This window comes from Congzhengia minquanensis (genome assembly GCF_014384785.1).
GTDB classification, from domain to species: Bacteria; Bacillota; Clostridia; order UBA1381; family UBA9506; genus Congzhengia; species Congzhengia minquanensis.
In genome coordinates, this window is sequence record NZ_JACRSU010000002.1 from 1 (window position 1) to 23568 (window position 23568).

General features: G+C 43.2%; 20 protein-coding genes. 15 read left to right on the forward strand and 5 right to left on the reverse strand.

The genetic code is table 11. The features are described from left to right. Together H8698_RS05175 and H8698_RS05180 are read right to left on the reverse strand one after the other, a co-directional pair. A partial coding sequence (locus H8698_RS05175) for an RHS repeat-associated core domain-containing protein (protein WP_249311518.1) occupies positions 1-4853 on the reverse strand: 4853 nt, incomplete at its 3' end. Continuing rightward, the gene (locus tag H8698_RS05180) at positions 4850-5773 is read right to left on the reverse strand and encodes a hypothetical protein (RefSeq protein ID WP_249311520.1); all 924 of its coding nucleotides are present in this window, start codon (positions 5771-5773) and stop codon (positions 4850-4852) included. The genes H8698_RS05175 and H8698_RS05180, both read right to left, overlap by 4 nt. A 258-nt stretch (positions 5774-6031) precedes the next feature. Here H8698_RS05180 and H8698_RS05185 point away from each other — a divergent pair, with 258 nt between their 5' ends. Next, positions 6032-6424 carry a ComEA family DNA-binding protein gene (locus tag H8698_RS05185; protein ID WP_249311522.1) on the forward strand — a complete coding sequence of 131 codons (393 nt, stop codon included), beginning with the start codon at positions 6032-6034 and terminating at the stop codon, positions 6422-6424. Between the two features lie 31 nt (positions 6425-6455). Then, positions 6456-7052 (forward strand): SGNH/GDSL hydrolase family protein, encoded by a 597-nt coding sequence (locus H8698_RS05190; protein ID WP_249311523.1) that lies wholly within the window; start codon positions 6456-6458, stop codon positions 7050-7052. On the opposite strand, the gene H8698_RS05195 is transcribed toward H8698_RS05190, so the two are convergent. Together H8698_RS05195 and H8698_RS05200 are read right to left on the reverse strand one after the other, a co-directional pair. After that, a complete protein-coding gene (locus H8698_RS05195) occupies positions 7045-7821 on the reverse strand; it encodes a type III pantothenate kinase (RefSeq protein WP_249311525.1) in 777 nt (258 codons plus the stop codon). The genes H8698_RS05190 and H8698_RS05195 overlap by 8 nt on opposite strands. A gap of 24 nt (positions 7822-7845) precedes the next feature. Beyond that, entirely contained in the window at positions 7846-8313 is a 468-nt protein-coding gene (locus H8698_RS05200) for a metallophosphoesterase family protein (RefSeq protein WP_249311527.1), read from the reverse strand. Between the two features lie 205 nt (positions 8314-8518). Here H8698_RS05200 and recJ point away from each other — a divergent pair, with 205 nt between their 5' ends. The 7 genes from recJ to H8698_RS05235 are packed head-to-tail and all read left to right on the forward strand — an operon-like array spanning position 8519 to position 16328. Further along, positions 8519-10231 (forward strand): single-stranded-DNA-specific exonuclease RecJ, encoded by a 1713-nt coding sequence (gene recJ / locus H8698_RS05205; RefSeq protein WP_249311528.1) that lies wholly within the window; start codon positions 8519-8521, stop codon positions 10229-10231. A gap of 12 nt (positions 10232-10243) precedes the next feature. Beyond that, a complete protein-coding gene (locus H8698_RS05210; protein WP_430393566.1) occupies positions 10244-12466 on the forward strand; it encodes a RelA/SpoT family protein in 2223 nt (740 codons plus the stop codon). A gap of 19 nt (positions 12467-12485) precedes the next feature. Beyond that, positions 12486-13106 carry an MBL fold metallo-hydrolase gene (locus H8698_RS05215; protein ID WP_249311530.1) on the forward strand — a complete coding sequence of 207 codons (621 nt, stop codon included), beginning with the start codon at positions 12486-12488 and terminating at the stop codon, positions 13104-13106. Positions 13107-13121: 15 nt separating this feature from the next. Continuing rightward, entirely contained in the window at positions 13122-14309 is a 1188-nt protein-coding gene (gene hemZ, locus H8698_RS05220) for a coproporphyrinogen dehydrogenase HemZ (protein ID WP_249311532.1), read from the forward strand. A 2-nt stretch (positions 14310-14311) separates the two neighbouring features. Continuing rightward, positions 14312-14764: a transcriptional regulator NrdR gene (nrdR, locus tag H8698_RS05225; RefSeq protein ID WP_249311533.1), complete on the forward strand. Its 453-nt coding sequence runs from the start codon at positions 14312-14314 to the stop codon at positions 14762-14764. 3 nt (positions 14765-14767) lie between these two features. Next, entirely contained in the window at positions 14768-15439 is a 672-nt protein-coding gene (locus H8698_RS05230) for a uracil-DNA glycosylase (RefSeq protein ID WP_249311535.1), read from the forward strand. A 28-nt stretch (positions 15440-15467) separates the two neighbouring features. Beyond that, positions 15468-16328: a 3'-5' exonuclease gene (locus H8698_RS05235; protein ID WP_249311537.1), complete on the forward strand. Its 861-nt coding sequence runs from the start codon at positions 15468-15470 to the stop codon at positions 16326-16328. Between the two features lie 65 nt (positions 16329-16393). Here the strand turns inward: H8698_RS05235 and H8698_RS05240 are convergent, their stop codons facing one another. After that, positions 16394-18037 carry a 2-isopropylmalate synthase gene (locus tag H8698_RS05240; protein WP_249311539.1) on the reverse strand — a complete coding sequence of 548 codons (1644 nt, stop codon included), beginning with the start codon at positions 18035-18037 and terminating at the stop codon, positions 16394-16396. 137 nt (positions 18038-18174) lie between these two features. Between H8698_RS05240 and H8698_RS05245 the strand changes: the two genes are divergently transcribed. From H8698_RS05245 to H8698_RS05270, 6 genes are all read left to right on the forward strand, one after another. Further along, a complete protein-coding gene (locus H8698_RS05245; RefSeq protein ID WP_249311541.1) occupies positions 18175-18945 on the forward strand; it encodes an ABC transporter ATP-binding protein in 771 nt (256 codons plus the stop codon). Beyond that, a complete protein-coding gene (locus H8698_RS05250) occupies positions 18935-19738 on the forward strand; it encodes an ABC transporter permease (RefSeq protein ID WP_249311543.1) in 804 nt (267 codons plus the stop codon). Before H8698_RS05245 ends, H8698_RS05250 begins: the two co-directional genes overlap by 11 nt. Before the next feature lie 2 nt (positions 19739-19740). After that, a complete protein-coding gene (locus tag H8698_RS05255; RefSeq protein WP_249311545.1) occupies positions 19741-20757 on the forward strand; it encodes an ABC transporter substrate-binding protein in 1017 nt (338 codons plus the stop codon). A gap of 134 nt (positions 20758-20891) precedes the next feature. Then, entirely contained in the window at positions 20892-22343 is a 1452-nt protein-coding gene (gene gltX / locus H8698_RS05260; RefSeq protein WP_249311547.1) for a glutamate--tRNA ligase, read from the forward strand. Between the two features lie 122 nt (positions 22344-22465). After that, the gene (locus tag H8698_RS05265; RefSeq protein ID WP_249311549.1) at positions 22466-23080 is read left to right on the forward strand and encodes a DUF421 domain-containing protein; all 615 of its coding nucleotides are present in this window, start codon (positions 22466-22468) and stop codon (positions 23078-23080) included. Further along, positions 23077-23487 carry a DUF4363 family protein gene (locus H8698_RS05270; protein ID WP_249311551.1) on the forward strand — a complete coding sequence of 137 codons (411 nt, stop codon included), beginning with the start codon at positions 23077-23079 and terminating at the stop codon, positions 23485-23487. The genes H8698_RS05265 and H8698_RS05270 overlap by 4 nt, the downstream gene beginning before the upstream one ends. The last annotated feature ends 81 nt before the right edge of the window (positions 23488-23568 follow it).

Genomic DNA, 23568 nt, shown 5'->3' on the forward strand with positions numbered 1-23568 from the left:
AAACCGTCTTTTGCAGGGTCTTCAGTTAAGAACCGTCCTGATGTGGGGTCTAAGTATCGCATGCGGAGGTAGATATAACCCGACTCGGGGTCGTGGTATTCTCCACGGTAGCCGAAGTTGTCGGAAAACCCTGTCGCGTTGTATTGGTTAAAGATATTTCCGTAGGCATCAAACACATATTCTGCCATACAGTTTTGGTTTTCATCCATTACAGACAGCACGTCACCCCTAAAGTTTGTGTTGTAGGTGTATATGGTGCCGTCTGCGTCCCGCCTGTAGGCTAATCCGTCAGCACCATAAATATACGTGTGCGTATACTCCCAAATGTCAGGGCGATACTCTAAAACCATATTTCCGCCGTCCCAGATAAACTTCGTCGTGACGCCGTCTCTTGTTTTGCTTTCGCGTAATCCTGAGGCGTAATAGGTGTACGTTGTGGTCTCGCCGTCTTTGGTGTAAGAAGTGAGGCGGTTGAACAGATCGTAGGTATGCGTAGCATCTCTGTCAGTGGTTCTGTTACCGTTTGCGTCGCTCGCTGCCGTTTTTTCTTCTTCTAAATAACCTGTTTTATTTTCAAAAACTGTGCCTGACATGTGGTTGGACAGGGTATAGGGATAGACCGCTGTGTAGGATTTGTCGTCCCTGTCGTAATCCCTTACTAAAATATTAGTAATGTTCGTCCTGTCATCAAAAGTGTAAAACTCGCCGATACCACGCATAGCTCTGGTATCGGTTAAGTTCATTTGAATAAGCCTGCCTGAACCGTCGTATGTGTAGTATAAGTCGTAGTACATATTGTTATACACATCAGTAGTTCCAGGAATTTCAAATGTTTGTTCCCCGCGGTAGTCATAACGATATTCGTTATTATCAAAGATATATTCATTCGTTAATCCATAATTTTTTAAAATTATATCAGATGTAACTAAATTCCGATTATTTAGATTTCTAGCTGTCTGCACCACACCCAACTGTTTAAACGTTAGGTAGTCACTTTCATTATAACTGTATTCCACCGTTTTGTCAAATGCTGTCGATTCTGTTAAACGGCTTTTACTATCGTACGTGTAGGTCTGTGTACAATAATCAATGGTGCCGCCCTGCTGGTCGTTTTCGCCGATCGACATAGAGGTTCTGTTGCCTAACGTGTCGTAAGTATAACTTAAATAGGCATTAATGTCGCCATTTTTTGCTGTCATTCTGCCCAAGAAGTCGTAGCTGTAATGGTTGCCGTAATCCAAACCCTCGCTGTCATATTCATACGTTAGATTGTTCATCATATCATAACTAAATTCTAAATATTGTGATTGGCTTCCATTTTCAGCAGTTATTTTGCCTGCGTTCTTAAACACGTTATAATTACTGTAGGTAAACACCGTGCCTTTTTTGTCCGTTTTGGTTTTCAGCGTACCGTCAAAATTGTATGTATAGGTTTCTGCATTCCCGTCCGGATCGGTTACAGACAGGTTTCTTCCCAGAATATCATAGGTATAGGTTGTTTTGTTTGCTCCAAGCGCATCCTGCGCTGTTGACAAAACGTTTCCCATTATGTCGTAGGTGTAGTGTTCATAAATACCCGTTGTGCTGGTTAGATCAGTTTTTGACGTACTGTTTACCAGTTTCGTCATTCTGTTTAAATCGTCATACGTCATTGTAGTCGCGTGGCCGTTTGATGCATTAGCCGTCTGGCTTTCCGTTGTCTTAACCAGGTTTCCGTTGTCATCATAGTAATTTTTGGAAAACATGGAACCGTCGTATGCAATGGTATTTCTGCCCAGCGCATCGTAAGAATAGGATACTGTTTTGCCTGCCGCTTCGTGTATGTTAATTAAATTACCCGCGTCATTGTAGGAATACGTCGCGGCATTACCGAACACATCGGTTTCCGAGAGCACCCTGCCGGCGTGATCGTAAGCATAGGAAACGGAGTAGGGCAGGTTCTCCGCCCGCGCCTTGTCGTCCTTTGCGGTCAGAACGTTGCCCATACAGTCGTAGGTGTAATCTGTGCGGGAATATTCTGCGGTGTTGTTTAAAATGACGTCCGCTGTCTTCCGTCCAAACGCGTCATACTCCGATTTATATTTCCCGGCAGAGTAGAGGGCGCTTCCCGACAGCCACTGGGTGCTGTACTGCTTGCCTGAAGCGCCGCCATACTCTGTGCTCACCTCGTATACCACCGTGCCCGCTTTGTTCTTCGTGGTCTGCTTAACCACTCGGTTCCGGTCGTCATATACATTTGTGGTAACATATTTTTCTTCCACTGTGCCGTCTGCGCCCAAGCGCGCATTTTCTGTTGCGGTTGCAGGCCTGCCAAACGTGTCGTAGGTATATTCATACACCGTTTTAAATCCGCCCTCGTAGTTCACCTGTGAGGCCTTCAGATTGCCAAAACTGTCAAATTGTTGCTTCTCCTGCCTGCCATTTTCACGCGTGATGTCCACTACGTTCCCGGATACATCATAGGAATATGTCTTCTCCGACAGCTGTGTACCTGAGCTGTTTAACTCTTTCACAGACAGCACGCGGCAAGATAGGTCATAGGTATATTCTGTTTTCACACCGTTTGCATCAGTTTGGCTTGCAACGTTGCCAAAACGGTCGTAAACCGTGATGACGGAAACCGCATGGGCGTTTGCGCCGTCTGCGTCTTTTACGTTGTTTACAGATGTGGTGACAGAGTAAGAACCGTCTGTATTATATGTATATGAATAAGCCGTTTCATTGTATACATTGTTTGCTATGTCGGTGTAGACCTTTGTTTTCGACACGGTACCATCCGGATTATATTCAAACGCCGTCTTTTCTTTTATCGCGCCGCTTGCATCTTTTACAACTGTTTCTGATATGCTCTTCCGGTCTGCTGTCAGAGTGTTTGATATCTCTTTAACCGCTGATGTGTCGCCCTCAGGCGTATAGCTTGCTTCGGTCAGTAGGAAATAGCGAGGTATAGTACCTATAGCATAATCATAAGAATAGCTGGTAATCAGACCGTTTTCCGTAATTTTATCCGGTACAGACTTTCTGTAATAATATTCATATTGGCTTATTTTAGAAACGCTGTTTTCTAAATCTGTTTTTACTTGAATCGGTTGGTCTCCGGGTGATTCACTGTCTGCAGGATATGTGTAGGTGATTTTTGGATAAATGCGCGCTGTGCCTTTAAACGATTCTGCCGTCTGAATTCGTCCTAAATAGTCATAGGTATATGTGGTCTTTATATCGTTGGCTGAATTGGGCGCTTTGCGTATTTTATCTGTTGTATACCGCATATTTGCTTTGCGTGAATTATGATAGAATAGACCTTCATTCGGTTTTGTATATATATATTCATAATAATATTCATAATCTGTTCCATTACTTGCATAAAATTTTGACGATATTGCTTTTTTTCTTATGCAAGATGTTGCGCCGCTAATTGCAACACTTCCAAAATATGGTTCATACGTTTTAACCGTAGCATAGTCGTAATCACGGTGCGCTCCGGTTGGGTAAAGAATTTGATCAATTGTGTAATAGAACATAGTCCATGTTTCGTCCCGTATCGGGCGGCCATGTTTTTTCATTGTGTAAACGGTTACATCATCTGTCTGTGTGTCGCCGAGATGCGCAAAACGTTCCACCCGAAACGTATATGTTTTGTAGCAGTCAAAAGAAGGATAAGATGGGTCTGCCGTTTCTTCTGTTGTATATTTCACAACATATTGAAGGACTCCGTTTTCATCTTCCATTTTAATTCCGTCTGATGAATAAACAATGCGCCTGCCCATAGAATCGATAATTTCACCGCCGGTTGCATAATTAATGCAGTTTCCAAAACGATCTGCTACCAGAACAATTTTGCTTTCTACATGCGCGCGGTTTAGAAAATACCGCACACCGTCATCGCGTTCAAGCACCGCGCACAGTTCAATTGTCACCTGACCGCCTACTTGTTCAATCAGCATTGTTTCTTCGTCTGGTGTCATTAACCGCAAGTTATAATTATATTTATTGTTATATAAACGATGAATTGCAATATCATCAATTTGCCAATGACCGTTCACCTTTGAATAACCAATACCATATTTGATATCATCCTGATTCTCGCCGTCATATAATTTCAAGTAAACTTTGTCATTATATGCAATTGTGCCGGAACCGCCTGCTTTTGAAGATATTTGTGAATGATCGGTGTAAGGGATATTAAAATACCAATTGTAGCTCAGGGTTTCATAATCTACCGTGTCCCGCCGCCAATGTGTTTGCAAATCTTCGCGGTCATAATCTCTCGTATAGCACTTGCCGCCGGTAATCGGCCTTTTTAGTGTAAGCGTCCGGTCGGTGTTCGTTTTCGTAAGTCTCCCGTAAATATATCCGGTAACTTCTCCATAATTGTCACTGCTGAATCTGTATGGGTCGGCGGAAATGTCCTGGTATTCAATAATTTCCGGAGTTTCTAAAAACGCTTCTTCTGATGGGAACGCAAGCCACGTTTCTGTGCCTCTGTCTGTATAATATTTATAAATAAACATATTGCTGTATGCGTATGTGGAATTATCTGGCAAATACGTATAATTATAATCTGTATCCATAGAATTAAAATTTCTGGAAAGTGTGACATCAAGCCCATTTTTTCCGGGAAGGTATAAATCGGTTTCAGACATAACCATATTTCCTGTTGAAATATCAATATGGTCATTGTCTTCCGTATTATCCGCTGGGGCGTGGACAGATTCCAAATATTTTTCCTGTCCGCGTTGTTCCGCCATAGCTTCAGCAACTGATTCAGCTGTCGAGGCGGCAAAACAGGTAACAACAGAACAGAGAAGCAAACCTAAAAATAACAGGATGGAAGTAAAAATTTTCTTTTTCATTCTGCTTCACCCCTTTCAATTTCATCTGCAGGAGTCAAGGCTTCTGTGCTTTCTGGTTGTTCTGCAAGTTCAGCCGTAGATTCAGCCGTTTCTATATCTTTAGCGTCCTCAACCTTTTCAATCTCCTCTGTTTCAGCGGCGCTTTCTGAGATTTCCTCCGGAGTTTCGGGTTCAGCATTGTCTAACGTCCCCAATGGTTCCCCTGCCTGCATGCGTTCCAAAACTACATTTAGCTCTATGCTCCGTGCCTCTGCCACGTTCCGGGCATCTAACAGTTCACTTGCAGAAACATCTTCTAGCTCTGCAGACAGCGGGCTTGCTCCTGTAATTAAGCTATACCACGATGTACCTTCATTTACTTGGTCTAATGCCTGGCTTGTTGAAATATCACCCCTCAAAGACAGGCGGCTTGCCGAAATAATATCTTCATAGGTCAGGCCTGCCTCCAAATATGCCTTAACGTCCTCCACGCTCAAAATGTCGTCCCGTCCCGTGATGTCGTTGTAGGCGGATTCAATCCAGGGCCGATTTGTACTCATTTTTGCCAAAACTTCTGCAAGAGGACGTTGTTCATATATGCTGCCTACAATCGCTATGTCGTCGTTGGTGTCCTCCCAGAACTTCACAATATCCAAAAGTGCCTGCAAGTCTGCTTCTGTTTGGCTTTCTCCGTTTTCAAACAATGCGTTGATGTAATCCTGAACCGAGGTGTCGGGCACCACAGAGGCATGTTCCAGCCGCGAAGTATCGGCATCCCGCAGCAGATCTTTTGTAGCCTGATTTGTTTCCTGTTCCATTTGCTGTACTTTTTGTTCATTTTCCACGGCCAGTTCACTGTTTAAGTAAACTGCGCCTGTTGTCAGGCACAGCGAAGCAATGACTGCCGCAACAATGACCAGTGTTTTTTGTCTTCCTTTCATAATAAATCCTCCCATAAAATTATTTGATATATGTATCTTTTGTACACACACCTTTTAGTTTATATTACTACTTTATTTCGCTTTTATCAATAGTTTTTGTGCAATTATATAACAACATTTCGACGAATATTGACACAAACAAGCTTTTTAGACAATATTTATTAACAATGCTTTATTTAAGTAAGGTGTTGCTTTTTATAAAGAGTCATGGTATAATAATGTTAAATTATACAGAAAATTTAGATAATGTGGTGAAACGTGTTGAAGACAGGGCAGACAGAGAAGAAAAAGATTGACATTTTAAGTCTTATTTTATCCGTCATTGCGGTTTTGACAATTACCGCGGTGGGTACTTTTTTGCTGAAAATGCAAAATGTAAATCGTTCCGTTATCATGCAGCCGGAAAACGATGTGACGTTTGATCAGCCCCAACCGGAGGCTGTCCAGTCTGCCGTGCCGCAAGTTATTAATATAAACACGGCTACAAAAGAGGAGCTGATGCTGCTCAGTGGCATTGGTGCGGATAAGGCAGAAAAAATTATTGAATACCGCGAAAAAGAGCCTTTTAAGAAGCCAAAGGATATTACAAAGGTGAAGGGAATCGGTGAAAAAACGTACGAAGCCCTTGCAGACAAAATTTGTGTTGAATAAGCGCTGACAGACAGCTTTGGGAGGGATTTTTGTGATATGCAACAGAGAAAAGACCGAATGGGTAAACTACATGTGGCACAACGCCAACGACGACAGCGCCAAACGAATTTTGTTAATTGGCGACTCAATTACAAACGGCATTTATAATGACGTTTCAGACCTTTTGCAAAATTATGTGGCGACAGATTTGCTTGCCTCCTCTAGAGTGGTGACAGACCCTGTGTTCGACACAGATTTAGAGGCTGCGTTGGTGGACTATACCCATGAAATTATATACTTTAACAACGGCCTGCATGGAATTGATGTTCCAATTAACCTGTTTGAAGAGGCTTTTTTTGATAAGGTGGAGCTTTTAATGAAGTATTCCAAGAAGGTCGTTCTGGCTACCTGCACTCCCATAACAGAAAAAAACAAGCCGCAAATCCTTTCCCCCAAAAATGACGTTGTGCTGAAACGCAATGAGGTTATCAGAAAAGCGGCTGACAAGTTTTCGTTAAGTTTAAACGACTGGTATGATTTTATTCTTTCCTGCCCGTTCTATAGAGCAAACGACGGCTACCATTATACGGAGGAAGGGAAACGCGTGCAGGCAAAGCTTGTGTGTAATATTTTAACCAAGCTTATTTAGCAAGTTTTATCCGGTCATATATGATTTTAAGGCCTTTTATGGTCAAATTTTTATCAATGGTCTGAATAGTTTCAGACTCTTTTGCAATTAAAGTTGACAGGCCGCCCGTGGCAATTACCAGCATTTCGGGTGTGCCTGTTTCTTTTTTTATCCGTGACACAATGGCGTCTACCATTCCAGCGTAACCGAACACAAGGCCAGACTGCATGGAACAAACAGTGTTTTTTCCAACAACGTTTTCCGGCCGGATAATTTCTATCCGTGGAAGCTTTGAAGTCTTTTCAACCAGCGCGTCCATCGAAATTTTTAATCCGGGATAAATAACACCTCCAAGATAGTTGCTGCATCCGTCGATCACACAAAAGGTCGTTGCTGTGCCAAAATCGATGATTACCGCCGGGCCGCCATATATCTTGTCCACAGCAACAGCGTTGACAATTCTGTCCGCGCCTACTTCTTTCGGATCGTCGTAGCAAATATTTAAACCTAAGTCTAAGCTGCCGTTCACTACAATTGGAGAAATTCCTACATACTTTTTTATTGCATTTTCTAACGCATGCATAATCGAAGGCACAACGGAGGAGATAATCACATCACGAATTTCCTCTTTGCCAATTCCTTCATGGTTTAAAAGCTGGCTGAAAAACAGGCCGATTTCATCTGACGATTTATTTTTGTCCGTTGCCATGCGGTAGCTGGATTTTAGCTTATCTCCTTCATAAAACCCCGCCACAATGTTTGTGTTCCCAACATCAATTACAAATAGCATAGTTATTTCAATCCTTTCCAGAATTTAAAGTTTCATTAATTCCACGTTTACCTGAATGTCTTCAACAGTGATTACGGCATACTCCTGCTTAAAATATCCAATAGATCCTGGATTTAAAATGACAAGCCCGTTCTGCTCCTCGAAAAATTGTTTGTGGGTGTGGCCAAAAATGCAAATGCCGCATCTGCTTGACATTGCTTTAGATTTTAGTGTGTAGAGAGAGCTTTTCACATGCTCGCGGTGTCCGTGAGTTACATATATTTTTTGCCGGCCGCAAAAAACCACACGGTGAAACGGGTCCGGAGCGGAGTAGTCGTTGTTGCCACATACGCCGCAAATGCTGTGTGTTGAACCATAAACATGGTGCAGATATAGCACGTCGGAAGCCATGTCCCCGCAATGGATAATATGATTAATATGTTTGTGTTTTTCAATTACGCAGTCCATACCGTTTGTATATTCATGACTGTCGCTGAAAACTAAAAATTTCATTTATAAACCCTCATAATCTTTGTATTTGGTTTGTATTTATTATAGGTCATTTATCGCTGATTGTAAATATTTTCTGAACGAAAAAATATATTTTCAAAAAGATTGTTGCAAATTTTACAAAAAAGTAGTATAATTAGTATCAATAATGATAAATTTGTACTATATGTAGTCGTACAGGGAAGATAATGAGGATTTTAGCTTAATTATGAAGAAAAAGAAATGGATATTGCTGTATAAAGAGCACCGGCCGGAAGATGTGCTGAAAATTAGCCGGAAGCTCAGTCTGCCGCCGGTGATTGCAACCATTATGATGAACCGCGGCATTCGCGAACCGGAGGACTTTATTAACCCCACAGAGGAATCTTTGCTGGATCCGTTTTTAATGCTGGGAATGAAAGACGCAACAAAAAGAATTTTAAAGGCAATTGAAGACCATGAAAAAATTGCGGTTTACGGTGATTATGATGTTGACGGCATTACCTCTACCGCTATCATGGTAAAATTTTTGCGCTCTCATAAAGCAGATGTGATGTACTATATTCCCGACCGGTTAGAAGAGGGATATGGCATCAACAAAGGCGCTATCGACAAAATTGCGCAGACAGGCGTAACCTTATTGATAACGGTGGACTGCGGTATAACCGCTGTCGGCGAAATTGCCTATGCAAAAGAAAAGGGAATTGACACCATTATCACAGACCATCATGAATGCAAGGACGAAACACCCGACGCTTATTGCCTGCTCAATCCGAAACAGCCCGCCTGCCCCTATCCCTTTAAAAAGCTTGCCGGCGTAGGCGTGGCGTTTAAGCTTTTGCAGGCGCTGACCATTGAAATGCGGTTCCACATGCGGGAACTGATTGAAGAATACGCCGACCTTGTGGCGATTGGAACCGTGGCGGATGTGATGCCGCTGATTGGCGAAAACCGTGTGATTGTGAAAAAGGGGTTAGAACTTTTGTCCTTTACCCAGAACCGCGGCATCCGCGCTTTGGCCGACGCGGCCGACATTAATCTCTCTAATGTGGCAACCGGCACCATTGGGTTTATGATTGCGCCTCGGATTAACGCCGCCGGAAGAATGGGCGACCCACGGTGCGCCGTGGAGCTTCTTTTGGCCACCGACGATATGACGGCGCGCAAATATGCCGAAAAACTAAACCGAGAAAATCACGAACGCCAGGAAACGGAAATCAGTATTTTAGAAGACGCTCTAAATATGATTGAAAATTCTGCCGCTTTGCAAAATGATTATGTCATTGTTTTAGCCCACGATAACTGGCACCATGGGATAATTGGAATTGTGGCCTCAAAAATTTCGGAGCGGTTCAATAAGCCCTGCATTTTAATCAGCACCGACGGGGAAGTCGGCAAAGGCTCTGGCAGAAGTATTCGTTCGTTTAATTTGTTTAAGGCGTTGGAATATTGCCAGGACACGCTGCTCAAATTTGGCGGCCACGATTTGGCGGCGGGGCTTTCCATTGCGCCGGACAGAATAGATGAATTTCGGGAAAAGATTAATTCCTATGCAAAGGAAACGCTTACCGAGGAGGACTTTATGCCGCTGTTATATCTCGATTCGGAGCTGCCGGTGCAGTATATTAATATGAACACCGCCGAACGCCTCTCCATTTTAGAGCCATATGGCATGGGGAACGCAAGCCCAATTTTTTTTGCAAGAAAAATGACGGTTGCACAAGTTCGCCCCTTAAGTGAGGGCAAGCATGTGAAGCTAACGCTTCGCTCCGGCGAATTTTACATTGACGCGGTTGGCTTTAACATGGGGGAACTGAATGAGATTTTAAAAAACGACGATTTGATTGATATTGCTTTCAATCTTGATATTAATTTATACAGAGGTATGCGCCAGCTCCAAGTCTTGTTAAAAGACGTGAAATTAAGCGAAATTACCGGTTAGGAGCGAGTTACTATGATGCACGAGGGCCATGACTTTGAAAGTCTGAAAAAAAGGGTTTTAGAATATAATGCAAATTTTGATATCGCAAAGTTAGAAAAGGCCTACGAGCTTGCGCGCACAGCCCACGAGGGGCAAATGCGTGAATCCGGCGAGCCTTATCTGACGCACCCCCTAGAGGTGGCCTACATTCTTGCTGATTTAGAGCTGGACTGCGACACCTTGGTAGGGGCGCTTTTGCACGATGTTGTGGAGGACACAAGCTACACTGTGGCTGACATTAACCGCGAATTTGGTGAAAGCGTTGGGATTATTGTTGACGGCGTTACAAAGCTGAGCAAAATTCAATATACCACGGCGGAGGAACAGCAGGTGGAAAACCTGCGCAAGATGTTTTTGGCCATGGCAAAAGATGTGCGGGTAATTTTAATTAAGCTTGCAGACCGTTTGCACAACATGCGCACCATAAAGGCAAAATCTGAAAAAAAGCAGCGCGAAAAGGCCCGTGAAACACTAGAGGTCTATGCTGCATTAGCCCACAGGCTTGGTATGTCGAAAATTAAATGGGAATTAGAAGATCTTTCTTTAAAATATATTGATCCGGTGGCTTATAAGGAAATTACAGAGTCCATTAATTTGAAAAAACAAGAACGCGAACAGTTCATCAACGACATTATGGACTCCTTGAAAAAGAAGACGGACGAAATGGGAATTAATTCCCATGTTATGGGCCGGGCAAAACATTTCTACAGCATCTACCGCAAAATGTTCACGCAGAACAAATCTATTGACGAGCTTTACGACCTGTTTGCGGTACGGATTATTGTGGACTCTATTAAAGACTGCTACGCCGTGCTGGGAATGGTTCATGAGCTGTATTATCCGATTCCTGGGCGCTTTAAAGATTACATTGCTATGCCCAAGCCCAACATGTATCAGTCGCTGCACACAACCGTAATCGGACCGGACGGAACACCCTTTGAAATTCAAATCAGAACATGGGAAATGCACCGCGTGGCCGAGTTCGGTATCGCCGCACACTGGAAATATAAAGAGGGCGTCAGCGGTAAAACCGATGTAGACGCAAAGCTTGAGTGGATTCGCCAGCTTTTGGAAATTCAAAATTCTGTTGTCGACACCGACGATTTTATGCGGACGTTAAAAATTGACCTGTTTACTGACGAGGTGTTTGTGTTTACTCCCAAAGGGGACATTATTAACCTGCCGGCCGGCTCCACGCCCATTGACTTTGCGTTTTCCATTCACAGCGCAGTTGGCTGCAAAATGGCCGGTGTAAAAGTAAACGGCAAAATTACCACGCTGGACTATATTTTGCAAAACGGCGACATTGTAGACATTATGACGTCGTCGGCTGTCCGCGGGCCAAGCCGCGACTGGCTGAAGCTGTGTAAAACCTCCGGCGCACGCTCAAAAATCAACCAGTGGCTCAAGCGCGAGTGCCGTGACGAAAATATTCAGCACGGAAAAGAACTGATTGACAGAGAGTTAAGGCGTGTAAACCTTTCTCATAGTCAACTGTTTCGCACGGAATGGGTTGATATGCTTTGTAAAAAATATTCTTTTTCATCACTGGACGATATTTATGCCGCGGTGGGATACGGCGGTCTTACGGTGAACAAGGTGGTTGGAAAACTGCGGGAAGAATACCGACAGGCCATGAAAAAAGAAAAGCCTGAAACGGAGATTGTGCAAAGCGAACAAACACCTCAAAAAAAGAAAAAAACGGCCAGCAACGGTGTTATTGTTGAAGGCATCGAAGGGTGTTTGGTGCGCTTTTCCCGCTGCTGCAACCCTGTGCCCGGCGATGATATTATCGGGTATATCACCAGGGGCCGCGGCGTAAGCGTGCACCGGAAAGACTGTACGAATATTGTTTCCAGCGAAAAGCATGGGGACACTGAACGGTTGATTAACGTTTATTGGGAAAAAGAGCAGGATAAAAACACTTCTTATCTTTCTGAAATACAAATTATGGCGAATGACAGAAAAGGTCTACTGGCGGAAATTGCCAGCACTATATCTGAGCTTAAAATATTGATTACCGGAATGAACTTAAAAACCACCAAAAACCAAACGGCGGTTGTAAACATCGTTATAGAAATTAATTCCACTGACGAGCTGAACCAGGTTGTGAAAAAAATTAGAAATATTTCCGGCGTTTACGATGTGCAGCGCAAAGCGGACGGGACGAAAACCAAAACTGCCGAACAGTCTTGAAAGGAAATGACACAAAATTATGATATTAAAAAAAATCAATGTTGGGGTAATGGGAGTGAACTGCTACATTACAGGCGACAAAGACGAAGTTTTTGTAATTGATCCTGGAGGCAGTGCAGATGAAATCTGTGCAGTTTTAAAGAAACATGGCCTGAAAGCAAAATATATTATTTTGACCCACTGCCACTTTGACCATATTTTAGCCGCAAACGAGGTAAAAAAGCAAACAGGGGCACAGATTGTAGTTTGTTCAAAGGAAGCAGAAAATCTTGCCGACAGCAACGTGAATATGACAAGCCGTTTTACCAGATCGCCTACGTCTCTTTCGGCGGACCGTTTGGTTTCTGAAAACGACACGCTTATTTCAGGAACATTTGTGTACCGCGTGATTGAAACCCCCGGCCATACCTCAGGCGGCATGTGTCTTTACTGTGAAAATGAAAAGCTGTTGTTTTCCGGCGACACATTGTTTTGTGGTAGCGTTGGCAGAAGTGATTTTCCTACCGGGGATCAGAACACGCTCCTGCACAGCATTCAAACAAAATTGTTAACGCTGCCGGACGACGTGCGGGTATATCCAGGTCATGAGGACGACACGACCATTGGCTTTGAAAAAGCAAACAATCCTTATTTACGATAGAAAGGCGAATTGAGTGTGAATGAACAAACAACAGCACCATGGGGAAATCTTGTGGGCATCAGGCCGGTAAAGCGCGTAGTAAAAATGATGAACGACGGGCTTTGCGATGAAAAAATTGAAACGGTTTTGAAACAGGACTTTGCTGTGAGCAGCGAAAAAACAGCCCTTGCCATGAAAATTGCAAAAATTGAGCTAGAGGTTATGAAAACCATTCCGAAAAATGCTGTTTCTTTGTATATCGATATTCCGTTTTGTCCCTCAAAATGCGTTTATTGTTCCTTTGCTTCCATGCCCGTTTCGGAAATGAAGGATTTTATTGAACCCTATTTAAATGCACTTTATTTGGAGCTTGACAAAATTAAAACCATTGTGACAGACCTGAATTTAGAAATTGTGAGCATTTATATCGGCGGCGGAACGCCAACGTCCATTCTTTCGTTGGAACTGGACAACCTTTTATATAAAATTACCCGAACCTTCGATTTATCCGGCCTTCGGGAATTTACAATTGAGGCTGGGAGACCGGACACGATTACGGAGAGCAAGCTGGAAGTAATGCAAAAATATGGGGTGGACAGAATTAGCATCAACCCCCAGTCGATGAACGACAAAACACTTGAAATGATTGGACGAAAGCACACAGTAGAGCAAGTATATAAAGCGTTTGAACTGGCGAAACAGTATGATTTTAAGTGTATTAACATGGATGTGATTGCCGGGCTGCCAAAAGAGACCGTTTCAGAATTTGCCCACACCATTGACGCGGTTACGGATTTAGAGCCTGAAAATATTACGGTGCATACCATGAGCATTAAACGGGCGGCAAAGCTTAATCAGGATCGGGACTTTGCAGGCCTGCCTGAGGATTTTGACGTAGCGGAAATGATATCATATGCCCATGGGAAGCTGCAAAATACAGGGTATGAACCCTATTATCTTTACAGACAGAAAAACATTCTGGGTGATTTAGAAAACACTGGATTCAGCCGCAGAAACACCCCGGGAATTTACAACATCTGCATGATGGAGGAAATTCGGTCTGTGCTGTCTGCCGGCGTTGGGGCCGTTACGAAGCTGGTACGCGGGGATAGAATAGAGCGGATATTCAATGTGAAGGACGTGAGGGAATATTTAAAGCGCGCCACAGAAATGCGTGAGCGCAAAAACTATATATATGAATTTTTAAATTTGGAGGTACAATAACGATGAAATGCCCTTTTTGCGAGTTTGAAGAAAGCAAAGTAATTGATTCGCGCCCCACAGATGAGGGAGAAGCAATCCGCCGCCGCAGGGAATGTTTGAAATGCGGCAAACGGTTTACTACCTATGAAAAAATTGAAAATATTCCGCTGATGGTGATTAAAAAAGATGGTTCCAGGCAAATGTTCGACCGTCAAAAGCTGTTAAACGGTATTATGCGTGCCTGCGAAAAGCGCCCGGTGAAAACCAGCGACATGGAACACATTGTAACCGAAATTGAAGCTGCAACACAAAACCTGCTGGAGCGCGAGATTTCGTCACAAAAAATTGGAGAAATGGTGATGGAGCGCCTGCCCAAAATTGACGAGGTGGCTTATGTGCGTTTTGCCTCGGTATATAGGCAGTTTAAAGACATTAACACCTTTGTGGAAGAAGTAAATAAACTATTGAAGAGGTAAAACATGATTACAATCGGAAACGAATGGGACGACTATATCAGCGGAGAATTTGAAAAGGAATATTACATAACGCTCCGTGAAAAACTATCGGAAGAATACCGCACACGCACCGTTTATCCCGCGAAGGAAAACATTTTTAATGCGTTAAAATTTACGCCATACAGCAAGGTAAAAGTCCTGCTTTTAGGGCAGGATCCTTATCACGGGGTGGGGCAGGCCCATGGACTTGCATTTTCCGTTCAGAAAGGCGTTGCAAAACCACCGTCTCTTTTAAATATTTTTCAGGAACTAAGCACAGACTTAGGCGTTGTGCCCCCAAGCCACGGATGCCTAACGGATTGGACAACGCAGGGTGTGATGCTGCTGAACACGGTTTTAACGGTGAGAGAGGGCGAGGCAAACTCACACAAAAATTTGGGTTGGACAACCTTTACCGATAAGATTATTGAAACTTTAAACGCAAGGGAAGACCCGGTTATCTTTCTGCTTTGGGGCAGAAACGCCGCAGACAAGCTGCCGCTTATAACTGGCAGCCAGCATTTTGTCCTGTCCGCAGCACATCCCAGCCCGCTGTCTGCGAGCAGGGGATTTTTTGGATGCAGGCACTTTTCTAAAGTAAACGAAATTTTAACGCGGCTTGGGAAAGAGCCGGTTAACTGGCAAATAGCAGAATAAAAAATTGACACATAAAAGAGTAGATTATATGAATTATATTGTTTTTGACCTTGAATGGAACCGGCTGGTGAAAGCTGTGAAAACGCGTTGTCCCGATGAAATTATACAAATCGGCGCTGTAAAATATAACAGCCAGATGAAGTGCACCGGAACGTTTAGCCGGTTGATAAAGCCAGTACTATATAAAAAAATTGACCCCATGGTAGGCAACCTAACCGGATTAGAAATGGCAATTTTAAAAAGCGACGGCATTCCTTTTGCAAAGGCAATTAAAGAATTTAAAAAATTCATTGGGCCTGACAGCATTTTAATGTCGTGGGGCGCGCAGGACGCCAAAATTCTGCGCAGCAACTGCCTTTATTTTAACCCGGACGTAAAGCTGACTTTTTTAAAAAGCTTTGCCGACGTCCAGCGGTATGTAACGCATGCGCTTGCTGGCGACAAAGCCAGCGGTAACCAGCTGAGCGTTAAGTTTGCGGCGGATTTAACGGGCATTCGCTATAACGAGGAACTGCTGCACGACGCACTGGTTGACGCAACTATTTCTGGAATGGTTTTTGCAAAACTGTTTGAGCCGGACAAGTTTAAAAAATATATTGTGGACGCTTCCACGAAAAATTGCACTTTTAAAGACGTGCCGATTACCGATTTGAACAACAAACAGGTAGATAAACGTATTTTTAAAATCAGATGTCCTGAGTGCGGTAGATATACTCGCAAAAAGCATGGCTGGTATTTAAACGGCAGCAAATTTTTGTCCTCCCATGTGTGCCGGAAATGCAAACGGCAGTATATATGCTCGGTTGAAATTTTAAAAACCTATGGTAATATTATTAAATATAAAAAAAGGATTAAACTGGCAAAACCAGAAAAACAGGTAAAGATATAAATTATATATTGGCTTCAATAGAATTAAGGCGTCATTGCTTTTTATCAGCAATGACGCCTGCTTTTTTACATTCTGTTTAATGCGCTGACCAGCGCGTAAAGCGACGATGTATTAATGTTAGGGTGCACGCCTGCGCCCCAGGTAACGGTTCCGTCGTTATCGCTTAGGGCAATATACGTTACAGCGCGGGACGACGATTTCCCGTCTAACGCATGCTCGCTGTATGTGGCAATTTCAAACTTATGGTTTATTTCCGGCCGAATGGCTAAACAAAGCGCATCTAAAGGACCGTTACCAACCGCTTTTAATTCTTTTGTTTCGCCGTAAATTTTCATTTTTGCCGTAATTTCAGACTCGCTGCCAATTGCATGAATATGATATTCCAAAAGTTCAATGTTATCGCTCCGGTTGATATATTCCTGCCGAAAGGCTTCATAAATTTCATCCGGCTCTAAAACCGCATGCTTTCTGTCGGAAAGCGACTTAATTGCAGAGGTAAAATCCTGAAGCAGAGCTTTTGGCAGCATGTAGCCAAACTTAGTTTCTAAAACATATCCAATTCCGCCCTTGCCCGACTGGCTGTTTATCATAATCGGCTCATAGGAGCGGTTAATATCCTTCGGGTCGATGGTAATATAAGGATTTTCCCAAAATTCTGCATTTGTGCGCTGGGCATAGTCCATACTTTTGCGGATTGCATCCTGATGGGAACCAGAAAACGCGGTGTAGGCAAATTCACCCACGTAAGGATGTCTGGGGTGAATGGGAAGCTTGTTAAATTTTTTGTAAATGTGAATTAACCGGTCAATGTCAGAAAGCTCCAGCTTAGGGTCAATTCCCACCGACATTAAATTTAAAGCAATAACAACAAGGTCTGCATTGCCTGTCCGCTCCCCGTTGCCAAAAAGCGTACCTTCTACCCTTTGCGCACCGGCTAAAAGCGCAAGCTCCGACGAGGCAACACCCGTCCCCCTGTCGTTGTGGGCATGTACGCTTAAAATAATACTGCTCCGTCGGTTGAGTCTTTCGCTCACGTATTCGATCTGGTCTGCATATATATTAGGTGTTGACACTTCAATAGTGGAGGGCAGATTAATTATCAGCTTGTGATTTGGACCCGGCTTCAGCTCGTCTATAACGGCATTGCAAATTTCAATTGCAAAATCCATTTCTGTGCAGGTAAAGCTCTCGGGAGAATATTCGTAGCGGATATGGTTTGGATTATCTTTTAAAAGCTCTTTTAATTGCTGAAAGCCTTCCAGCGCCAGCTGAATCGTCTCCTGCCGGGTGTTTCCGAAAACAACTTCTCGCTGCAAAAACGACGTGGAATTATATAAATGGACAATGACATTTTTAGCGCCCGCAATGGCTTCCACAGTCCTTTTAATAATATGCGGCCTGGACTGGGTTAACACCTGAATAGAAACATCATCAGGAATTAAGTCATTATCAATTAAATAGCGCACAAAGCTATATTCCGTGTCTGACGCGGCAGGAAAACCAACTTCAATTTCTTTAAATCCCACGTCAACCAGACATTTAAAAAACTCCACTTTTTCCGCCAGCGTCATGGGGGAGAGCAGCGCCTGGTTCCCGTCGCGAAGGTCCACGCTCACCCAAACAGGGGCGTGGGTTATCTCTTTTTCAGGCCAAGTCCGTTTAAAATTGGGAATATGAAAATAGCTTTTTTTATAATGTTGATAATTCATTAAAATTCCTCCGTTGTTCACCGAAACAAATTACTTGTATTATAATACATTTTACATTTTTAGTCAATCGTTTCTGTGAAATAATTGTAGCAACTTCCCGATGTTCTCAATATACTGGTTATAAAGGAGAGATGTTTATGGATGTACTCGCACTCAAGAACATTACAATGAACTACCAGGATTTAAACAACGAGGTAACTGCAATAGATCATATAAGCTTCAATGTTTCAGAAGGAGAATTTGTTGTTATCATAGGCCCTAGCGGATGCGGTAAATCAACTTTGCTTTCCATAATCAGCGGAATCCTTCCGGCAAGCGGCGGAGATGTTTTCATCGACGGCGAAAAAAGCACCGGAATTACCCCGAAAATCGGTTATATGCTGCAAAACGACAACCTGCTGGAATGGAGAACGATTTACAAGAATATCCTTTTGGGGTTGGAAATACAAAAGCAGCTGACTGATGAAAACATTGCTTATGCAAACAGTCTTTTAAAAACATATGGGCTGTATGATTTTAAAGACAGTTACCCCTCCCAGCTGTCCGGCGGCATGCGCCAGCGGGCGGCACTCATCAGAACCCTTGTGACAAAACCGGAGGTTTTGCTGCTGGACGAGGCGTTTTCCGCTCTGGATTATCAGACGCGTCTGGCAGTGACCGATGATGTGTATGGAATTATTCGAAAAGAAAAAAAGACAATCGTTATGGTTACCCACGACATTCCGGAAGGCATTTCAATGGCAGACAGAGTGATTGTGTTGTCAAACCGTCCGGCTAAAATACAAAGTATTCATAAAATTGAATTTGAACAACTAAAAGATCGGACTCCGCTGAAATGCCGGAAAGACCCGAAATTCAGCCATTATTTCGACACGTTGTGGAAGGAGCTCGATATGCATGAAAAGTAACGCGGTATTAAGCGAAAGAGAAGTGTATTTAAAGAAGCTCCAGAGAAAAAAAAGGTTCATATTAACAGCACAGGTCGGCCTTTTGGTGGTGCTTGTTGCCCTTTGGGAAATTATGGCGCAATTGGGTGTGATTGACAGCTTTATCACCAGCCAGCCGTCCAGAGTCGTGAAGACCATTATTAATTTATCTTCGAATGATTTGTTAATGCACTTGGGAGTAACGTGCACTGAAACCATTATCGGGTTTGTTTCAGGTGTGTTATTGGGGCTTGTTATAGCATCTGTACTTTGGTGGTTTAAGACGTTTTCGCAGATTTTTGAACCCTATCTGGTCATTTTAAACAGCCTTCCGAAAATTGCCCTGGGTCCAATTATCATTATCTGGGTAGGCGCCGGCATGAAAGCCATTATTGTAATGGCCCTCGCCATATCGTTGGTTGTGACCGTTATGGAGCTGTTAAACGGCTTCAACAATACGGATAAAGATAAAATAAAGATGGCAAGAACCTTTGGCGCAACAAAAGCGCAAATCTTTACAAAAATTGTTCTTCCGTCAAACGTAACAACGCTGGTCAACTCACTGAAAATAAACCTCGGTTTATCGCTGGTAGGAGTTATCGCCGGTGAGTTTTTGGTTTCCAAAGCCGGTCTGGGATATTTAATCGTCTACGGCGGCCAGGTGTTTAAACTGGATTTAGTAATGGCGAGCGTCATTATATTAGCTGTTTTTGCAGCTATTATATATAAATTGGTGCTGATCTTTGAAAAGATCGTACTGAAAAACAGGAGGTAATCATGAAAAAATTAGGAATCATGCTTATGTGTGCGCTGATGATGGTGTCATTCACCGCCTGCGGCGGCAGTGCAACAAGCGACACAAAGGAAGCGGAAAAGAAGCTCGATAAAGTACGTTTGGGAGAAGTGACACATTCTGTGTTCTATGCACCGCAGTATGCCGCAATCAGCTTAGGATTTTTTGCCGATGAGGGTATTGAAATTGAGCTCTCAAATCTGGGCGGGGCAGATAAGGTTATGTCCGCACTGCTTTCGAACCAGATTGACATTGGCTTCTGCGGCCCCGAAGCTTCTATTTATGTTTACAACGAGGGTAGGGAAGACTATCCTGAGGTGTTTGCCCAGATGACCAAACGCGACGGTTCTTTCCTGGTGGGCAAAGAAAAACCCGATACTTTCGACTGGAACCAGCTCAAAGGCAAAACCGTTATTCCCGGAAGAAAGGGCGGCGTTCCCTATATGACCTTTGAGTATTTGCTCAAGGAAAAGAGGTTAGATCCGGCAAACGATTTGAATTTAGATGATAGCATTCAGTTCTCGCTGATGGCAGGCGCGTTTTCAGGGAGCGATGCGGAATATGTTACACTTTTTGAGCCCACCGCATCAATGATTGAGCAGGAAAACAAGGGCTATATTTTAGCCTCTATTGGGCAGGAATCAGGTGAAATTCCCTACACAGCATACTGTGCGAAAAAGAGCTACATAGGGAAAAATGAGGATTTGGTGCAGAGATTTACCAATGCAATTTATAAGGGTTTAAAATGGGTGAATGAAAATTCCGCAGAAGAGGTGGCAAAGGTCATTGCAGACTCTTTCCCAGACAGTGATGTAACGCTTTTAACAACCGTTGTTCAGCGTTACAAAGACATTGACAGCTGGAAAGTTGAGCCGGTTTTAGAGCAGACCGCCTTTGATAAATTGCAGACCGTTATGGAAAGCGCCGGTGAACTCAGCACAAAAGCACCCTACGACAAGGTAGTGAACAATAAATTTGCAAATGCCGTTTTAGGCAAATAGATTTTATTTGCGGATATTTTGCGTAAAATATGCAAAATATCCGCATTTTTTTGCACAGAGGCTTGATTTTAATTTTCATATGGGGTAAAATAAATAATACATGACTATTTAAAAGATGATAGGAGCAACCAAAGATGACAAAGGTAAGGACAAGATTTGCCCCAAGTCCAACGGGGTATATGCACATCGGCAATTTGAGAACGGCGCTTTATGCATATTTGCTGGCAAAAGCCAATGGCGGTGATTTTGTTTTAAGAATTGAAGACACCGACCAGGAACGGTATGTAGACGGCGCAGTGGACCTTATTTTTAAAACAATGAAAGAAACCGGCCTGATTCACGATGAAGGGCCGGATATCGGCGGACCTTACGGACCGTATATCCAAAGTGAACGAAGAAATATTTATAAAGAATATGCCCAAAAGCTGGTAGAGCTTGGCGGCGCTTATTATTGTTTTTGCGACAAAGAGCGTTTAGACGCACTTCGTGCCCAGCAGGAGACGGCAAAGGTAATGCCGAAGTATGACGGGCACTGCGCGCGCCTTTCCAAAGAAGAAATTGAAGAAAAGCTGGCCTCCGGTGTTCCTTATGTAATCCGGCAGAAAATTCCCCGCCGCGGCACGACCACGTTCTACGATGAAATTTTCGGAAAAATCACGGTGGACAACGCCACGTTAGACGATAATGTATTGCTTAAGTCCGACGGGCTTCCTACCTATAATTTTGCAAACGTAATCGACGACCATTTAATGAACATTACCCACATCATCCGCGGCAGCGAATATTTGTCATCAACACCGAAATATAATTTGCTGTATGAGACCTTTGGCTGGGAAATCCCCACCTATATTCACGTTTCGCCGGTAATGAAAGACGCGCACAAAAAACTCAGCAAGCGAGAAGGCGACGCTTCTTATGAAGACTTTATCAACAAAGGTTATTTAAAAGATGCAATTATCAACTACATTGCGCTTTTGGGGTGGAGCCCCGGCGGCGAGCAGGAAATTTTTACGATGGATGAGCTGATAAAAGCGTTCAATTTAGAGGGCATCAGCAAATCTCCCGCGATATTTGATATACAAAAATTAAACTGGCTCAATGGGGAATATATTAGAAAACTGTCCTCTGATGAATTTCACGAGCTGGCGCTGCCTTACATTCGGCAGGCTGTAAAAACCGACACAATTGACACACATAAAATCAGCGATTTGCTTCATCAAAGATGTGAAAAGCTTTCAGACATTCCGGAACAGATTGACTTTTTCGATACGTTACCAGAATATTCACCGGAGCTTTACTGTCACAAAAAAATGAAGACAAATGAAGAAAATTCACTGTCGTCGTTACAGGCAGTTCTCCCTGTGTTGGAGAATTTAAGCGATTGGACCTTTGACGCGATTCACACAGCTCTGTTTGATTTAATTGCTAAACTGGAAGTGAAAAACGGCATTATCCTCTGGCCGCTTCGCGTTGCGGTTTCCGGCAAATCCTTTACGCCAGGCGGCGGGGTAGAGCTGGCCGACATTTTGGGAAAAGAAGAAACCTTAAACCGCATTCGCAAAGGAATTGAAATTTTAAGCAAATAAAAACATAAAACAAAAAAATACGTGAATAATAAGCATATCAAACTGTTAAGGTGAATGGTATGCTTATTTCTTTTATACGCACAATTATATTATATCTGCTTATTGTCGTTGCGCTTAGGATTATGGGAAAGCGTCAGGTTGGGCAGTTAGAACCGACAGAACTGGTGGTAACGCTAATGATATCTGACCTTGCATCAATTCCCATGGGGCATGTATCCATTCCGCTGATGCATGGTGTGATTCCCATTTTAACGCTGATTATTGCTGAAGCAACGCTGTCGTTTATCAACCTTAAAAGCCGAAGATTTCGAAAAATCATGTCGGGTACACCGGTTGTTCTCATTCGAAACGGAAAAGTGTTTGAGGAGGAATTGGAGCGTCTGCGTTTAAACGTAGACGATTTAATGGAGGAACTTCGCTCAAACGGCAATCCGGATATCAATGAAATTGAGTATGCAATTTTTGAAACGAACGGAAGCTTGAGCATTATCCCCAAAGCGTCCAGCAGGCCGGCCACCCCCAGTGATTTTGATATGAACATAACGTATAAAGGGCTGCCGTTTATGCTGGTTTGCGATGGAAAAGTAAATGACAACGCATTAAGGGCGTTTGAAAAAGATGAAAAGTGGCTCGAAAAACAATTGAAAGCAAAAGGCGCAGACAAGTTGGAAGAGGTGCTGTTTGCAAGCGTTGATGAGTCGGGTCAGTTTTACATGCAAAAGAGGGGAGAAAAATGAAGACATTTATTGCTTCAATTCTTGTAATGGTTCTCATGCTTACAGGATTTGGTGTATATATTTACTATCTGACCGACACTACCGGGGAGCTGGTTTCTCTGATTAATACCGTTTCTGATTTAGCCAAGGAGGAAAACTGGGAGGAGTGTAACGACAAGGTTGACAATTTAATGGAGTTGTGGGACCGCCACGAAAAGGTGCTATGTTCTTTTACCGACCACGGTGACCTGGATGAAGTGAAACGTTCTATGAATGAACTAAAAGAAAGCGCCCGCTACAACGATCCTCAGGACACCGTGATGTATTCTTCCGTTTTGTTAGTACTGATTGACAGGCTTACCGAAAACGAGCTTCCAACACTGGAAAATATCCTAAAGACAAACACGCAATTTGCTCGGCAGGCATAGTATGTTATAACCGGCTGCTTTTTAAAAAAGCGGTCGTTTATATAGATTTAGCGCGGGAAAGAATGATTCTTTCCCGCGCGT

Coding starts and splice junctions, on each gene's coding strand:
- H8698_RS05180 (WP_249311520.1), bottom strand. CDS start 5,773: ATGAAAGGAAGACAAAAAACACTGGTCATTGTTGCGGCAGTCATTGCT.
- H8698_RS05195 (WP_249311525.1), bottom strand. CDS start 7,821: ATGCTATTTGTAATTGATGTTGGGAACACAAACATTGTGGCGGGGTTT.
- H8698_RS05200 (WP_249311527.1), bottom strand. CDS start 8,313: ATGAAATTTTTAGTTTTCAGCGACAGTCATGAATATACAAACGGTATG.
- recJ (WP_249311528.1), top strand. CDS start 8,519: ATGAAGAAAAAGAAATGGATATTGCTGTATAAAGAGCACCGGCCGGAA.
- H8698_RS05210 (WP_430393566.1), top strand. CDS start 10,244: ATGATGCACGAGGGCCATGACTTTGAAAGTCTGAAAAAAAGGGTTTTA.
- H8698_RS05215 (WP_249311530.1), top strand. CDS start 12,486: ATGATATTAAAAAAAATCAATGTTGGGGTAATGGGAGTGAACTGCTAC.
- nrdR (WP_249311533.1), top strand. CDS start 14,312: ATGAAATGCCCTTTTTGCGAGTTTGAAGAAAGCAAAGTAATTGATTCG.
- H8698_RS05230 (WP_249311535.1), top strand. CDS start 14,768: ATGATTACAATCGGAAACGAATGGGACGACTATATCAGCGGAGAATTT.
- H8698_RS05235 (WP_249311537.1), top strand. CDS start 15,468: ATGAATTATATTGTTTTTGACCTTGAATGGAACCGGCTGGTGAAAGCT.
- H8698_RS05240 (WP_249311539.1), bottom strand. CDS start 18,037: ATGAATTATCAACATTATAAAAAAAGCTATTTTCATATTCCCAATTTT.
- H8698_RS05245 (WP_249311541.1), top strand. CDS start 18,175: ATGGATGTACTCGCACTCAAGAACATTACAATGAACTACCAGGATTTA.
- H8698_RS05250 (WP_249311543.1), top strand. CDS start 18,935: ATGAAAAGTAACGCGGTATTAAGCGAAAGAGAAGTGTATTTAAAGAAG.
- H8698_RS05255 (WP_249311545.1), top strand. CDS start 19,741: ATGAAAAAATTAGGAATCATGCTTATGTGTGCGCTGATGATGGTGTCA.
- gltX (WP_249311547.1), top strand. CDS start 20,892: ATGACAAAGGTAAGGACAAGATTTGCCCCAAGTCCAACGGGGTATATG.
- H8698_RS05265 (WP_249311549.1), top strand. CDS start 22,466: ATGGGAAAGCGTCAGGTTGGGCAGTTAGAACCGACAGAACTGGTGGTA.
- H8698_RS05270 (WP_249311551.1), top strand. CDS start 23,077: ATGAAGACATTTATTGCTTCAATTCTTGTAATGGTTCTCATGCTTACA.